Origin of the sequence: Rhodoferax sp. (genome assembly GCF_039922535.1) — a bacterium.
In the GTDB taxonomy this organism is placed as follows: Bacteria; Pseudomonadota; Gammaproteobacteria; order Burkholderiales; family Burkholderiaceae_C; genus Rhodoferax_B.
In genome coordinates, this window is the sequence record NZ_JBDTEM010000121.1 from 1 (window position 1) to 13,069 (window position 13,069).

Here is a 13,069-nt window from a genome sequence, read left to right on the forward strand (position 1 = left end):
GCGTCACCCTGCCCCCTGCGGTGGAACTGCACCTGCACATCGACCCCTACACCCCGGTGGTGATGGCCGACGCGGTGCAGGTCCAGCAGGCCGTGCTCAACCTGTGTACCAACGCCATCCAGGCCAACGGCGACCAGCGCGGCGTGGTCAGCATTGAGCTGTCGGGCGTAGACCCCGATCTGCGCTTGTGTGACCGCCTCAACATCATCCCCGGCCACTACGCCATGCTCACCGTGCTGGATAGCGGCAAGGGCATGGACGGAGAAACCCTGCTGCGTATTTTTGAGCCCTTCTTCACCACCAAAGAGGTTGGCCAGGGGACCGGCTTGGGCCTGGCTGTGGTGCACGGCGTGATGCGCAGCCATGCGGGTGCGGTAGACGTGCAAAGCGCACCGGCGCTGGGCAGCCGTTTCACCCTGTACTTCCCGGCGATGGAGCCGGTCACCGATTCGGATTTCGCCGCCCTGCTCGCCGCCCCCCCGTCCGATACCGAGGCCGCACCCGCGGTCAGCCAACAGATGCAGGGCAAGCACGTGATGTATGTGGACGACGACCACGCGCTGGTGTTTCTGGTCGAGCGCTTGCTGCGCCGACGTGGCTTTCGGGTCAGCGGCTTCTCCGACCCCAACAAGGCCGCCGCCGAGCTGCGCGCCAACGCGGGGGCCTACGACCTGCTGGTGACCGACTTCAACATGCCCGGCTACTGCGGCGTGGACCTGGTGCGCGAAGCCCAGCGCATCCGCCCCGACCTGCCGGTGGCCCTGGCCTCGGGCTACATCACCGCCGAGATCGAGCAAAGCGCCATTGCCGAAGGGGTCAAAGCCCTGATCCACAAACCCAACGACGTGGAAGAACTGTGTGCTACCGTGCAGCGCCTGATTTTGGACAACGCCGCCGCATGAGTAACGACATCCCTGACACCCCAGCACCCGCCAAACAAACCCGCAATCCGCTGCACGGCCTGACCCTGGAAGCCATCTTGACCGCGCTGGTCGCCACCTATGGCTGGGAAAGCCTGGGCCAGCAGATCAACATCCGCTGCTTCACCAGCGACCCCAGCATCGCCTCCAGCCTGAAGTTTCTGCGCAAAACCCCTTGGGCCCGCGAAAAAGTCGAAGGCCTGTACCTCTTCATGCAGCGCGAACAACGCCGTGGAAACCTCTGAGCCTGCGGGCCTGGACACGGTTTACGCCGACGACCACCTGCTGGTTTTCCACAAACCCAGCGGCCTGCTCTCGGTGCCCGGCCGGGGCGAAGACAAGCAAGACTGCCTGAGCACCCGCGCCCAGCAGGCCTACCCCGACGCGTTGGTGGTGCACCGGCTGGACATGGCCACCTCCGGCCTGATCCTGATGGCACGTGGCGTCGCCATGCAGCGCCTGCTCAACGCCGCCTTCGCGGGCCGTGAAGTCACCAAGCGTTACACCGCCGTGGTGGCGGGCCGACCCGCTGAGGCGCAAGGCCAGATCGACCTGCCCATCCTGGTGGACTGGCCGAATCGCCCGCTGCGCAAGATCGACTGGGAGCACGGCAAACCCAGCTGCACCCGCTGGCAGGTACTGGAGGCCCTGGACGGCTCCACCCGGCTGGCGCTGGAACCGGTCACGGGCCGATCGCACCAGCTGCGCGTGCACCTGGCCGCCATCGGCCACCCCATCCTGGGCGACGCGCTGTATGCCCCAGCCGCCGTACAGGCCATGGCCAGCCGCTTGTTGCTGCATGCCAGCCACCTGGCTTTGCAGCACCCGGCCACGGGCGTGGCGCTGCGCTGGGACTGTGTGGCCGCGTTTTAGAAGCTATTTGCTACGGTTTCAATAGCTTTTGGCGCAAGTTCTATCTGCGCCGGAGGCACTTTGAATGCCTGGTATTTAGCTATCAATTTTGCCTGTTGTAAGGCGGTGTGCGGTGCCTTCAGGAAGCTGGGCCGGTTTGCAAGGCCTTGACCTCTTGCTCCAACGCCTCGGTGGCCTCTTCCAGTACTTTGGCCGACTCGTTCAGGCGTTTTTCCAGCGCGTCGGTGCGGGCCACGGCTTCGCCCACGTCTTCATGGCCCACATCGCCGGGGATTTGCGTGTCCAGCACGGCATGCACCACGCTCAGTTCTTCGGCCACGTCTTTGATGTCGTCGGCCACCTGCTTGTGTTTTTCCAGCGCGTCGGCAATGGCATCGGCGGCAGACGGTTCAGCGGCTGGGGTGTGTCCGGGCAGGTTGGGCAGGGTCATGGGCATATCGGTAGCGGCTTAAAACGTTCTAAATGGCGTAAAAGCCAAGTTTACGACTGCATAGCCCATGGCGGCCCAGAATCTGATGCAACCCGGCAGAACCTTTTGCTCTGGTATCCATAGCTGCCTGCGCAGGCAGAATATGCACCAGAGGCATTTTTTATATATAAAAAATGATTAAGCGGCCACCCCTCTGGGCAGCCCACGCGGCTTCGCCATGCGGTGCAGCAGGTACCCCGCCAGCAGCGGGGCCAGTGCAAAGCTTGCAAACAGCCAGGCCGCAGCCGATGCCGCACCGGCGCTACCGCCGGGATGGGTCAGGCCCGCCGCGTTCACCACCAGCCCGGCGGCAGCCGCACCCAGCGCCATGCCGTAGAGCTGCACCGTGGTGATGGCGGCCGAGGCCACGCCCTCCTCGCCCGGCGGTGCCAGCGTCAACACCCGCGTCAGCAGATGCGGCCAGCCTATGCCCACACCGGCCCCCACACCGGCCAGCGCCACCGCACACAACGCGGTGTGCCATGCCGAAGGCAAGCCCATGTCCACGGGCACCAGCACGGCCAGCGCCAGCAGGCTCACCGTGCACAGCAGCGGCCCGGTCCGCAGCAAAGCCACCGCACGCGCACCGCTGTGGCCGGACGACAGCACCGAGCCCAGGCTCCAGCCGCCAGCCATCGCCGCCGTCAGGTAGCCCGCCGTCAACGGTGTCAAACCCTGCAGCGTCTGCAAAAAGTAGGGCACAAAAATTTCGGTGGTAGTGCCCACCAGCAGCAAGGCCAGGCAGGCATACACCGCCCCCAGCGGCGTGCCCGGCGCGGTGCCCCCGGTGGGCAATAGGCGCACCAAGGCCCGCCGCTCCCACGCAATGGCCGCGCCGCCCAGGGCCAGCCCGGTCGCCACGCCCAGCGCCTGCCAAGCCAGTTGGGCCGACAAACTGCCCGCCGCCACTGCCAACACCGAGGCCACCAGCAGCGCAATCTGCACCAGCGGAATGCGCGGCACCGCACCCGCAGCAGGGGTAGCCAATCGGACCGGCCGCAACTGCACAGCCACCAGTACGGCTTGTAGCAAGGCCACTGGCAGCAGGGTCCAGAAAGCCCAGCGCCAATGCCCGCCCTGGGCAAACAAGCCGCCCACCGCCGGGCCGCACAGCGTGGCCACGCCCCACATGCCCGACACCAGCGCCACGGCGCGCGGCCACAGCGGTGGCGCAAACACCACGCGTATCAGCGCATAGCTCAGCGCCGCCAACATGCCGCCGCCCCAGCCCTGCACGCTGCGGCTGGCCAGCATCCACGGCATGGACGCCGCCAAGGCACAGCCCGCCGACCCCACGGCAAACAGCCCCAGCGCCGCCATACAGGCCCCGCGCGGCCCCCACACTGCCAGCAGCCGCACCGACAGCGCCGCACCGACGATGGACGCCACCACAAACAGCGTGGTGTTCCATGCATACCAGTCCAGCCCGCCAATATCGGCCACCACCGAGGGCAGCACCGTGGTCACGATATGCACGTTGATGGCGTGCAAGGCCACGCCGCCGGTCAGGGCCAGGGCTTTGAGACCGTTCTGGCCGCGCAGCAAATCACGCCAGGGGGCAGTCACGGTGGGGGATGTAGGCATAGGTATGTCTCGACAAGGTGGAGTGATGGAGCTATTATCCAACTAATTTCTTGGATATTAACCCCACTCCATGTATTACCCAAGCGAAATCTTTGATAACCCAGCCTTGCCAACGGCTGACCGCATCCTGTTCTTCATCAAAACCAAGGGCCCGGCCTCTACCACCGCACTGGCGCAAGCCCTGGACGTGACCGGTGAGGCGGCCCGCCAGCAGGTACAAAAGCTGGTGGCCGCGGGCCTGCTGGAAGGCCGCCAAGAAGCCGTCACGGGCGCGGGCCGCCCGCGCCAAAACTGGGGGTTGACCGAGGCCGGCTATGGCCGCTTCCCCGACACCCACGCGCAGCTCACGGTGCAGCTCATCGGCTCCATCCGCCAGCTGTTTGGCGAAGACGGACTAGAGCGCCTGGTCACCCAGCGCGAGACGGAAGCGCGCGCGGTGTATGCCCAGGCCTGCACCGCGCCCACGTTGGCACAGCGGCTAGAGCAACTGGCGGCGGTGCGCACGGCCGAGGGCTACATGGCGCGCGCCGAAGCCGACGGTGCCGACTGGCTGCTGGTCGAAGACCACTGCCCGATCTGCGCGGCGGCCCGTAGCTGCCAGGGGTTTTGCCGCTCCGAGCTGCTTTTGTTCCAGGAAGTGGCGGGCCCCGATGCCCGCGTGGAGCGCGAGCAGCACCTGCTGGCCGGTGCCCGGCGTTGCGTGTACCGCATTACGCCCGTACTGGCCTGAAGGACAATGGCGGTTTTACCCACGGCACCGCACCATGTTTACTGGAATCATCCAAGCCACCGCCACCATTGCAGCGCTCCAGGACCGCGACGGCATGCGCAGTTTCAACCTGGCGTTTCCTCCTGGTTTTTGCCAGGATCTGGCCATCGGCGCCAGCGTGTCGGTGGACGGCGTCTGCCTGACAGTGACCGAGCTGTTGTCGCCTACCGCCGCCGCGTTCGACGTGATTTTGCAAAGCCTGAACGTCACCACGTTGGGCAGCTACGCCCAGGGCAGCGAGGTGAATGTAGAGCGCGCCGCCAAGGACGGGGCCGAAATCGGCGGCCACCCGCTCTCGGGCCATGTGGATTTTTGGACCACCATCACCGACGTGCAGTCCAGCGACACCAACCGCAAACTGCGCATCGCTATTCCCCAAGCGTTTCGCAAATACATCTTTGCCAAAGGCTACATCGCCATCAACGGCGCGAGCCTGACGGTGTCGGAAGTCAACCGCACCGAGGGTTGGTTCGAGGTGTGGCTGATCCCCGAAACCCGCCGCGCCACCACCTTTGAACACAAGCAAGCGGGCGACGCGCTCAATATCGAAATCGAGCGCAGCACCCAGGTGGTGGTCGATACCGTGCGCGAAACGGTGGCCGAAAGCCTGGGCAAACTCCAGCCGCTGCTGGAAGCCCTGCTGAAAGAAAAAGGCCTGTCGCTGGACGACTTTGTAGGCGTACCCCCGTTGCCCAAGTAAGCCACGGCTCAGTTCAAAAACTAACTTTTTCATAGCTGCCAGCGCAGGTAGTACCTGTGCCAGAGGCACTTTTTATGCCTAATTTTTACCCTACTCTGCCGCGCCGCCACTTGCTCCACGCAGCCAGCGCCATCGCCATCGGCAGTGCAGCCCCCACGCTGTGGGCCGCGCCACCGTCAAGCGCTGCGCGTTTCCAGCAGGCGGTGCAGCAGATCGAAACCACCAGCGGTGGCCGCTTGGGGGTGGCCGTGCTGGACACCCAGACGGGCGAGGCCTACGCCTACCGGGGCACAGAGCGCTTTGCCCTGTGCAGCACCTTCAAATTTCTGGCCGCCGCGCTGGTACTGGCCCGCGTAGACCAGGGGCAAGAGCAGTTGGCGCGGCAGGTGAGCGTGCAAGCGGCAGACATGGTGCCCTACGCCCCCGTGACCCAGGCACGCGTGGGCGGCGCGCCCATGACCGTGGCCGAACTCTGCGAAGCCGCCGTCACCCTCAGCGACAACCCCGCCGCGAATCTGCTGCTGCACAGCTTTGGTGGGCCGCAAGCCCTGATCGCCTATGCCCGCAGCCTGGGCGACACCGCCACCCGGCTGGACCGCATCGAGCCGCACCTGAACCAGGCCACGCCCGGCGACCCGCGCGACACCACCACGCCGGCCGCCATGCTGGGCACCCTGCAGCGCATCGTGCTGGGCGATGCCCTGTCGCCCGCATCCCGCACGCAAATCACCCGCTGGCTGCTGGACTGCAAAACCGGCGATCGCAAACTGCGCGCCCTGCTGCCCACCGACTGGCGCGTGGCCGACAAAACCGGTGCCGGTGGCCACGGCAGCAACAACGACATCGCCGTGCTCTGGCCGCCCGGCCGCAAGCCTGTACTGGTGACCAGCTACCTGACCGAAACCACCGCGGCGCAAGAAGTGCGCGACCAGGCCTTGGCCGAGGTGGGGCAACTGGTGGCCGCGCTGGTGGCGACCTAACCGGTCTGACATCCACCGTTTTTTGAAGGGCATCCCATGCTGGCAGAGGCATTTCAATACAAACAGTGGGCCGATCGGCGCGCACTGGATGCGGTCAGCCGCATAGACGCGCAGCAGTTTCCTGCGGGCTATGCGTTTGCACTGCAGCAGTTCAACCACATGGTGCGTGTGGAAGAGCTGTTCAAAGCGCGTCTTCTGGGTGCCCCGGTGCCGCACCTGTCGACCAACACCGAGGTGGTGCCCGACTTGCCTGCGCTCAGCCAAAGAATGGAGGCTTCCAACCAGTGGTTCGCAAGCTACGTGGACCACCTAACACCCGGCGAAAAAAGGCGCACGGTGTCGTTTGAGTTTGTCGATGGAAAACACGGCTCCATGGCCTGCCTGGAGATACTTTTCCACATCGTCAACCACGGCAGCTACCACCGCGGGGCCATTGGCCATGCCCTGGATCTGGCGCAGGTGGCGCACCCGGCCGACACCTACACCGTCTTCATCCACGCAACGCAACCCGCGCGCCGGGAACCGGGCTGACCCTTACCAAGCCTGTGTATTCGCCGCCTCCAAAGAGCGCTGGTCGGCAAACTTGGCGGCCAGAAAGTCCAGAAACAGCCGCACTTTGGACGACAAATGGTGGCGCTGGGGGTAGATGGCGTAGATGTCCGACGGCAAGCCCTCCCAGCCTGGCAGCACCCGGCGTAGCTGACCCGAACGCAGATACGGCGCAATGTCCCACTCGGAACGCAGCATGATGCCGTGCCCGGCCAGCGCCCAGTCCACCGCGATCTCGCCAAAGTTGGTACTCAGCCCGCCGTACACCTTGACCATCTCCTGGCGCTGCCCGTCCGACAGCTGCCAGTTGTTGAAAGCCGGGCTGCTCTCACGGATCACGATGCATTCATGGGCATGCAAATCGCGCGGTGTGGTGGGCTCGGCCCGGCCCTGCAGGTAGAGGGGTGCGGCGCACAGAATACGCCGGTTCGGGGCTATCTTGCGGGCCAGAATGCGCCGGTCGGGCGGTTCACCGAAATGGATGCCGATGTCCATGGCGTGGGCCGTCAAGTCCAGAGGCCGGTCGGTCAGCTGCAGCACGATTTCGACCGCCGGGTAGCGCCCGCGAAACTCGGAGATGGCCGGTGACAAATGGCGGCGACCAAAGCCATAGGTGGCATTGATGCGCAACATCCCATGCGGCACCTCGGCCCCCGCCGCCAAAGACCGCTCCAGCCCTTCAATCTCGCGCAGCAGGCGACCGCCCTCTTCCAGATAGCGCTCGCCCTCCGGGGTCAGGCTCAGCCGCCGGGTGGTGCGGTTCAGCAGGCGCACGCCCAGCCGCTGCTCCAGCTGCGCCAATCGGCGGCTCACCGCCGGGGGCGTGACCCCCAGTTCCTGGGATGCCGCCGCCAGGCTGGGCTGGCGCGCCAAGATGGCGAAGAAGTTGAGGTCTGGGGTGTCTTTCATGGGCGTCCTTATTCGTGCAATTTATTACCGAATGAATTGCATTGCAAGCCATTGATGCATGCAATGAAGCCTCGTACCATGCAGGCTCTACCACTTTTCGGCCCACCCCATGCTGCACGTCACCCTCTCCGCGCTCTTGCTGATGCTGCTACTGGGTGCCGCGCTGGGCTTTCTGGGTGGCATGTTTGGCATTGGCGGCGGCATCATCGTGATCCCACTGCTGGTGGTGGGCTTTGGCCTGGAGCAGGCCGTAGCGCAAGGCACGGCCCTGGTGATGATGGTGCCCAACCTGCTGATCGCCTGGATGCGCTACAGCCAACGGCACCCCGTGGCCCTGAAAACCGCGCTGCAGATCGGTGTGCTGGGCTGCCTGACCACCTGGGCTGTCGCCCACGTGGCCACCCGCCTTCCGTCGGATGTCATGCGCACGGTTTTCAGCGTGTTTCTGCTGGTCCTGGCCGTGCGCATGCTGTGGAAAGCCCCTGCCACCGCACCCACCGCCGATGCCAAGCCGCGCGACCTGCGCTGGATGCCCCTGGTGGGCATCGTGGGCGGCAGCAGCATGGGCCTGCTGGGCGTGGGCGGCGGGCTGGTGGCCACCCCCTTCTTTACCGGCTGGTTTCGCCAAAAGCAAACCGTCGCCCAAAGCCTGTCGCTGGCCCTGGTGGCACCCAGCGCCATTGTCGCCCTGCTCACCTACAGCGCCGCACAGCGGGTGGACTGGGAAATGGGCTTGCCGCTGGCCATAGGCGGCTTGTTCACCGTCTCCGCCGGGGTGGCCGTGGCCCATCGCCTGCCCGAGAAGCGCATGCGGGCAGCTTTTGCGTGGATGGTGCTGTGCACGGCGGTGTGGATGCTGGCGAAACCGTTTGTGATGGGCTAAGTGGGGCTGAGATAGAGACCGTCATCAGGCGACATCGGCAAGCCTGCATGTCGCATGCAGGCACCTTAAAGACGGTTTTTCTGTATTTTTAGGTTTACCGGTCAGTACAATTTCTACAGAGGTGGTCTTATGAAATTGGTGTCTGGAACGGTCAGTACACGGCAGCGTTTGGTGAATGCGGCATCCGAGCTGTTTTTGAGGGATGGCATCCATGCCACCGGCATCGCCGCAATCGCAGAGCAGGCCGGGGTATCCAAGATGACCTTGTATGCGCATTTCGCTTCCAAAGAGGAGTTGATCGTCGCCTACCTCGACCAGCGCGATGCCTCCTGGAACCAAGCCGTCAGCGCGTCCCTGGACCCCCTGGAAAACGCTGCCGACAAGATGCTGAACCTGTTCGATCTGTACCGCGATTGGCTGCAAAAAGGCGGCTTGCGTGGCTGCGCTTACGTCAACTGCGCAGCCGAGTTCCCCGACCGAACCCATCCGGTGCGGCTTGCCGTCAGTCGGCACAAACAGGGTGTGCGGATGCTGTTGGGCTTGCTGGCCCAAGCGGCTGGACTCCACGACCCCGGGACTGTCGCCGAGCGCCTGTTCCTCTTGCTGGAGGGTACGTTTCTGACCGGCGCGCTGGAAAACGATGACCGCGTTTTCGGGGTCGCCAGGGCGTTGGCGGCAGAGTTGATTGCAAATGCGCGCCAAGCCGCACAAAAGGCGGGGGAGCGGCAATGCGTTTGAACCATGTGATCGTCGTTTTGCTGACCGCCCTGGTCGCCGCAACCTACGGTTTTGGGGTGTACCTGTTTGCCCAGCTGGTGCCCGATATGCGGGCGGCGTTGGGTTTTGACCTGGTGTATGTGGGTGCCGTCACGGCTGCGGGGCAGTTCGGCTTTCTGGTCTGCGCACTCTTGGCCGCCTGGCTGACGCCCAAAGTAGGCGGCGGTCGGATGATCCTGGGTTCGGGTTTGGTCTGCGCCGTGGCCCTCATGCTGATTCCTTGCGCCAACAACATCTATCTGATCGGTGCCTTGTTGACCATGCTGGCCGGCACTGCCGCGACCGTCTTTGTACCCATGGTCGATGTCATCGCGCGGGTGGTCGCCCCCCGCTACCGGGGCATGGCGATGGGGCTGGTATCCAGCGGCACCAGCTACGGGGTGTTCGTCAACAGCCTGTTGGTGCCTATCTATGCACCCCGGGGGGAATGGCGGACGGTCTGGTGGCTGGTCGGCTTGCTTACCGTGGTGATGGCCATCGCGGTGGGGTGGGTGTTTCGGCGCGCAGGCTTGCTGGGCAAGGCGTCGGCCACGGGTACCACGGTGGTCCAGGCAAACCAGGCTCGCGTGCGCCGGGCAGGTTTTCCAACCGAGCTGCTCACCTCTTGGGTGCTGCTGGTGTGGTCCATGAACTTCTTCCTGGGCTTTGCGACCTTCCCCTTTCAAAACTATCTTTCATCGTATTTGCGTACAGAGCTGGGTTTTGGCGTGGAATACACGGCCCACATCTGGGCCGTCATCGGGGGTGTCGGCATGTTTGCCGGGCTGGCCGTGGGATGGCTGTCCGACCGCATCGGCTTGAAAGTTGCCATGCTTTTGGTGTACGTGTGCCTGGTGTGTGCGGCACTGATTTTTGTGCTGCATCCATCGGGACACTGGCCCCTAGTCGCCAGCGTGCTGTTCTCTACCGCTTTTTATCCCATCTTCGGCTTGATCCCGGCTTACGTTTCCAGAATGGCATCGTCTGCATCGGCAGCCGTAGCGGTGTTTGGCATTGCCAACGTCATGCAGGGCACAGGTGGCATGCTGGGCAACTACGGTGCCGGACTGCTGGCAAGCTACAGCGGTACGTTTACCACGGTCTATACCGGGATTGGGCTGGTTGGCGTGGTGTTGCTGGTATTGACGGTCAAGCTGCCTGCGGAAACACCGGGTGGTGTGGTCGAAACGGTGGCAGCCCCCCCCTTAATGGGCACCGCATTCATGTTTAATGCTGCCATGCAAGCCTACACTTTGACCGATGCCCGCGCGTATGCCATATACAAACATGGCCTGCAGATGTACGGCCCGCATCCCTACGTGTACCACCTGGACGCAGTCGCTGCCGAGCTCTCACCCTTTGGAATAGAGGCACAGGCCATCGGTTATTTGCACGATGTTGTAGAAGATACCGATGCCACGATGGACGAAATTCAGGCCCGTTTCGGTGCCAAGGTAGCGGCTTGCGTCGCACTGTTAACCGACCAGCCGGGTTCCAACCGCCAGGAACGCAAAGCAAAAACCTATGCCAAGCTGGCCAAAATTAACGGCACAGATGAATTGGCCCTGGTCGTCAAGGTGGCAGACCGCCTGTCGAACGTGCGGGAATGTGTAGCAGGTGCCAATCTGCGGCTGTGGCGCGTGTACCGCGATGAGCAGGCGGTCTTCAAAGCATCCGCTTTCCGGGATGGGCTGTGCGATGCCCTCTGGTTGGCCTTAGAAGCGCTGCTCACCGACGACATGGAGCCTCAAGCGGCGTAACGCGCCACTATGCATTCCATAGCGGCTCATGCTGATGAACCCTGCACAGAAGCTTTTTTCTTCACGATGTAGATGACAGTTTGCCCATCAAACCCAAGACCTATCTTTGATCCTCTGCAGTGGAAACCGTCCGCCCAGAAAGCCGCCGTCTTTAAGACCCAACACGATAGACAACTGCACACGCAGTTGTTGAACCTCTGGGGGCTCTTCCATCCATTTGGTGACTGGAAACTCCGTAATGCGCAACCCGTAGCGAGAGTCCCGGGTCATCAATTCAACATAAACGATCGGGGATTTCCCCGGTCCAATGTAGGAAACGACAGCAAAGAAGCCGTCTGCCAAGAAGGTTCTGACACGCTTTTTCCGCAAGAACGTCATTTCATGCAGCAAGACGACCCGATTGCTGACATCAATGCGAACTTCGCGCTGGTTAAGCCGAAACTCGTTCCATGCTTCGTAACTCAGTAGAACAACTACAAAGGCGAATAAGGCCGTAGGAGCGCCTAAGCCGTAGACATGAAATGTCAATATGCCCGCCAACAGCGCAATCGGCGCGCACACAAACAACGCCATTAGAACAATCCGCCGTGGGCCCCGGCGCAAGCTGGTCAAGTCATGTTGCATATTCGATGGCGGCTCAGTTCAATACAGAGCCCATACTAGCAGCGGGCCCATGGGGTAAGAGACAAACCAAACTTTGTGTCATGTTCAGATTCCCTACTACACAATGTGTAGCAGCCTATTCAAACAGCACCTGCACAAAGCTACTTTTCCCTCATGCCGACACCCCAGTTTTTTAAAATGCCGTCGCTGCGGCGGCTAGCCCTGTTGCTGTTGCGAGCCTTTGGCCCTTCAGGCAGGCGCTGCGTAAGTCCGGCTAAAACTGCCCATGAAGCCCAATAGCCCTCACCACAAAATCCATAGCTACCCACGCAGATAGAAATTGCACCAACCTCCAATTCCATGCTTAAAAAATCCCCCCAACACCTCACCATCCTCACCGGCGCATCGCGCGGTATGGGCCTTTCCATGGCCGAACAACTGCTGCAGGCGGACCACCATCTGGTGTGCATCTCGCGGCAGACCAATGCGCTGCTGGTTGCCCCGGCGGGCAGCGTGCTGGAGCAGTGGCAGGCCGACCTGGCCGACAGCCTGCCGGTGGCGCAGCGCTTGGGTGCATGGCTGGCGCAGCAGGACTCGGCGCAGTGGGCCAGCGTAACGCTGATCAACAACGCGGGCACGTTGGCGCAGCTCACACCGCTGCGGGATGCCGATGGGACGGATCTGGCGCAGGCGCTGCGGGTGGGGCTGGAGGCGCCGATGCAGTTGACGGCGGCGTTTTTGGGGGCGACGCAGGGCTGGCCGGGGCAGCGGCGGGTGTTGAATATTTCGTCGGGGCTGGGGCGGCGGGCTATGGCAGCTTCTGCGGCCTACTGCGCGGCCAAGGCGGGGATGGACCACTTTACGCGCTGCGTGGCGCTGGACGAGGCGGGGCAGGCGAATGGGGCGAAAGTATGTTCGCTGGCACCGGGGGTGATCGATACCGACATGCAGGCGCAGTTGCGCAGGGCGGATGCGGGGGCATTTGCGGACCAGGGGGCGTTTGCGGATTTGCACCGCAATGGGCAACTGACATCGCCAGGGGACGCGGCGGCGCGGGTGCTGGCGTATTTGGGGCGAGGGGATTTTGGGGCGGAGCCGGTTGCCGACGTACGGGGCTGATGTTGGGGGGTTAAATCGCCAATAGGGGTCGGAGCACGCGCGCGACGGCGGCCTGGGCTGCATCCAACGCTTTTTGCGCGCGGATGATCCGACCCCTATTGGCTACCGCTGCTATGCATTTAGGATGCTTCTCACGCTTATTCCACAAGCACAGGCGGCCTGAACGTGTTCAATAGACTTCCGGTACCACGATCT

At 63.4% G+C, this 13,069-nt stretch carries 15 protein-coding genes; 11 read left to right on the forward strand and 4 right to left on the reverse strand.

The features are described 5' to 3' along the window. The 3 genes from ABI213_RS05605 to ABI213_RS05615 form a co-directional block, all read left to right on the forward strand. Window positions 1–902, forward strand: a 902-nt coding sequence (locus ABI213_RS05605) for an ATP-binding protein (RefSeq protein WP_348026369.1), incomplete at its 5' end; no start/stop codon positions are given. Next, window positions 899–1,165 (forward strand): VF530 family protein, encoded by a 267-nt coding sequence (locus ABI213_RS05610; RefSeq protein ID WP_348006781.1) that lies wholly within the window; start codon window positions 899–901, stop codon window positions 1,163–1,165. The genes ABI213_RS05605 and ABI213_RS05610, both read left to right, overlap by 4 nt. After that, the gene (locus tag ABI213_RS05615; protein WP_348006780.1) at window positions 1,152–1,793 is read left to right on the forward strand and encodes a pseudouridine synthase; all 642 of its coding nucleotides are present in this window, start codon (window positions 1,152–1,154) and stop codon (window positions 1,791–1,793) included. The genes ABI213_RS05610 and ABI213_RS05615 overlap by 14 nt, the downstream gene beginning before the upstream one ends. Window positions 1,794–1,911: 118 nt before the next feature. On the opposite strand, the gene ABI213_RS05620 is transcribed toward ABI213_RS05615, so the two are convergent. Continuing rightward, window positions 1,912–2,223 (reverse strand): hypothetical protein, encoded by a 312-nt coding sequence (locus ABI213_RS05620; RefSeq protein WP_348014722.1) that lies wholly within the window; start codon window positions 2,221–2,223, stop codon window positions 1,912–1,914. Between the two features lie 177 nt (window positions 2,224–2,400). Further along, the gene (locus ABI213_RS05625; protein ID WP_348006778.1) at window positions 2,401–3,846 is read right to left on the reverse strand and encodes an MFS transporter; all 1,446 of its coding nucleotides are present in this window, start codon (window positions 3,844–3,846) and stop codon (window positions 2,401–2,403) included. A gap of 70 nt (window positions 3,847–3,916) precedes the next feature. On the opposite strand from ABI213_RS05625, the gene ABI213_RS05630 reads away from it, so the two are divergent. The 4 genes from ABI213_RS05630 (at window position 3,917) to ABI213_RS05645 (ending at window position 6,826) form a co-directional block, all read left to right on the forward strand. Next, on the forward strand, window positions 3,917–4,576 hold the full coding sequence (locus ABI213_RS05630; RefSeq protein ID WP_348006777.1) for a helix-turn-helix domain-containing protein: 660 nt from the start codon (window positions 3,917–3,919) through the stop codon (window positions 4,574–4,576). Between the two features lie 34 nt (window positions 4,577–4,610). Continuing rightward, entirely contained in the window at window positions 4,611–5,315 is a 705-nt protein-coding gene (locus ABI213_RS05635; protein WP_348006776.1) for a riboflavin synthase subunit alpha, read from the forward strand. 74 nt (window positions 5,316–5,389) lie between these two features. Beyond that, entirely contained in the window at window positions 5,390–6,295 is a 906-nt protein-coding gene (gene bla / locus ABI213_RS05640; RefSeq protein ID WP_348006775.1) for a class A beta-lactamase, read from the forward strand. Window positions 6,296–6,331: 36 nt separating this feature from the next. Then, on the forward strand, window positions 6,332–6,826 hold the full coding sequence (locus ABI213_RS05645; RefSeq protein ID WP_348006774.1) for a DinB family protein: 495 nt from the start codon (window positions 6,332–6,334) through the stop codon (window positions 6,824–6,826). 3 nt (window positions 6,827–6,829) lie between these two features. Here ABI213_RS05645 and ABI213_RS05650 read toward each other — a convergent pair whose 3' ends face one another. Then, on the reverse strand, window positions 6,830–7,753 hold the full coding sequence (locus tag ABI213_RS05650) for a LysR family transcriptional regulator (RefSeq protein ID WP_348006773.1): 924 nt from the start codon (window positions 7,751–7,753) through the stop codon (window positions 6,830–6,832). 109 nt (window positions 7,754–7,862) lie between these two features. Here ABI213_RS05650 and ABI213_RS05655 point away from each other — a divergent pair, with 109 nt between their 5' ends. The 3 genes from ABI213_RS05655 to ABI213_RS05665 all read left to right on the forward strand — a co-directional run bounded on the left by ABI213_RS05655 (window position 7,863) and on the right by ABI213_RS05665 (window position 11,152). Further along, window positions 7,863–8,636 carry a sulfite exporter TauE/SafE family protein gene (locus ABI213_RS05655; RefSeq protein WP_348006772.1) on the forward strand — a complete coding sequence of 258 codons (774 nt, stop codon included), beginning with the start codon at window positions 7,863–7,865 and terminating at the stop codon, window positions 8,634–8,636. 129 nt (window positions 8,637–8,765) lie between these two features. Then, window positions 8,766–9,374: a TetR/AcrR family transcriptional regulator gene (locus ABI213_RS05660; RefSeq protein ID WP_348026371.1), complete on the forward strand. Its 609-nt coding sequence runs from the start codon at window positions 8,766–8,768 to the stop codon at window positions 9,372–9,374. Next, on the forward strand, window positions 9,365–11,152 hold the full coding sequence (locus ABI213_RS05665) for an MFS transporter (protein ID WP_348026373.1): 1,788 nt from the start codon (window positions 9,365–9,367) through the stop codon (window positions 11,150–11,152). The genes ABI213_RS05660 and ABI213_RS05665 overlap by 10 nt, the downstream gene beginning before the upstream one ends. Window positions 11,153–11,239: 87 nt before the next feature. Here ABI213_RS05665 and ABI213_RS05670 read toward each other — a convergent pair whose 3' ends face one another. After that, window positions 11,240–11,725: a hypothetical protein gene (locus ABI213_RS05670; protein WP_348005317.1), complete on the reverse strand. Its 486-nt coding sequence runs from the start codon at window positions 11,723–11,725 to the stop codon at window positions 11,240–11,242. Between the two features lie 390 nt (window positions 11,726–12,115). On the opposite strand from ABI213_RS05670, the gene ABI213_RS05675 reads away from it, so the two are divergent. After that, entirely contained in the window at window positions 12,116–12,874 is a 759-nt protein-coding gene (locus ABI213_RS05675) for an SDR family NAD(P)-dependent oxidoreductase (RefSeq protein ID WP_348005318.1), read from the forward strand. Window positions 12,875–13,069 lie beyond the last annotated feature (195 nt).

Bases quoted from the DNA above. Each gene is read 5' to 3' on its own strand.
- ABI213_RS05645 (WP_348006774.1), top strand. From the start codon at position 6,332: ATGCTGGCAGAGGCATTTCAATACAAACAGTGGGCCGATCGGCGCGCA.
- bla (WP_348006775.1), top strand. From the start codon at position 5,390: ATGCCTAATTTTTACCCTACTCTGCCGCGCCGCCACTTGCTCCACGCA.
- ABI213_RS05660 (WP_348026371.1), top strand. From the start codon at position 8,766: ATGAAATTGGTGTCTGGAACGGTCAGTACACGGCAGCGTTTGGTGAAT.
- ABI213_RS05625 (WP_348006778.1), bottom strand. From the start codon at position 3,846: ATGCCTACATCCCCCACCGTGACTGCCCCCTGGCGTGATTTGCTGCGC.
- ABI213_RS05665 (WP_348026373.1), top strand. From the start codon at position 9,365: ATGCGTTTGAACCATGTGATCGTCGTTTTGCTGACCGCCCTGGTCGCC.
- ABI213_RS05620 (WP_348014722.1), bottom strand. From the start codon at position 2,223: ATGACCCTGCCCAACCTGCCCGGACACACCCCAGCCGCTGAACCGTCT.
- ABI213_RS05635 (WP_348006776.1), top strand. From the start codon at position 4,611: ATGTTTACTGGAATCATCCAAGCCACCGCCACCATTGCAGCGCTCCAG.
- ABI213_RS05610 (WP_348006781.1), top strand. From the start codon at position 899: ATGAGTAACGACATCCCTGACACCCCAGCACCCGCCAAACAAACCCGC.
- ABI213_RS05630 (WP_348006777.1), top strand. From the start codon at position 3,917: ATGTATTACCCAAGCGAAATCTTTGATAACCCAGCCTTGCCAACGGCT.
- ABI213_RS05650 (WP_348006773.1), bottom strand. From the start codon at position 7,753: ATGAAAGACACCCCAGACCTCAACTTCTTCGCCATCTTGGCGCGCCAG.
- ABI213_RS05655 (WP_348006772.1), top strand. From the start codon at position 7,863: ATGCTGCACGTCACCCTCTCCGCGCTCTTGCTGATGCTGCTACTGGGT.
- ABI213_RS05670 (WP_348005317.1), bottom strand. From the start codon at position 11,725: ATGGCGTTGTTTGTGTGCGCGCCGATTGCGCTGTTGGCGGGCATATTG.
- ABI213_RS05675 (WP_348005318.1), top strand. From the start codon at position 12,116: ATGCTTAAAAAATCCCCCCAACACCTCACCATCCTCACCGGCGCATCG.